Source organism: Sedimenticola sp., assembly GCF_050289425.1.
Taxonomy (GTDB): Bacteria; Pseudomonadota; Gammaproteobacteria; order Chromatiales; family Chromatiaceae; genus Sedimenticola.
Genome location: NZ_JBNKFS010000078.1, coordinates 1 through 557, shown reverse-complemented (window position 1 = coordinate 557; position 557 = coordinate 1). Strand labels below are relative to the sequence as shown.

Here is a 557-nt window from a genome sequence, read left to right as displayed (position 1 = left end):
TTGAAGCCGTTGCTCAGGAAGTTGGATATGAAGATGCCGCCTTTTTCGGTCGCTTGTTTCGCCGCAAGGTGGGTGTGACTCCCACACAATATCGTAAACGCTTTCGTGGGCTGCGCCGGGCATTGGAAACATGATGAACTTCCATGACGAAGCGTCTAAGCGGTACGCCATTTAGCATCACTGTCTCTTCCCTGGTTACCTGGAAACCCTGATGTTCGAAGAATGGCTGCGCCTCAAGACTTGCGGCGGTGTTGATTCTGTCGATACTTTCCTTCTGTAGCATCTTCAATGCAGCTGTATACAACTTTGAGGCTATGCACTGGCAAGCGAAAGGAGGCGAAGTGAATAGCGAATACCACACATACAGCGATCAATCGGAATTGTTTTTGCGATCTTTGTGAAGGGTATTCTGAGCATGGTATTTTTCATGGTATTACCGTTTGGCAGGAAAACATGCCATTGAATGTAATAGAATAAAATGGCTCGTTTACAATCGAGTGGGAGTGATTCCACGTCTGGCACTGGCAGGCACCTGCAGGCATCAAACAGGTAACTCA

At 47.8% G+C, this 557-nt stretch carries 1 protein-coding gene and 1 pseudogene; one reads left to right on the top strand and one right to left on the bottom strand.

Annotation, left to right across the window (positions count from 1 at the left end; all coding sequences use genetic code 11):
• A partial coding sequence (locus ACQY5R_RS18290) for a helix-turn-helix domain-containing protein (protein WP_428610721.1) occupies window positions 1-134 on the top strand: 134 nt, incomplete at its 5' end.
• Between the two features lie 35 nt (window positions 135-169).
• Here the strand turns inward: ACQY5R_RS18290 and ACQY5R_RS18285 are convergent.
• Window positions 170-361: pseudogene (locus tag ACQY5R_RS18285) on the bottom strand (GNAT family N-acetyltransferase); the annotation flags it as partial.
• Between the last annotated feature and the right edge of the window lie 196 nt (window positions 362-557).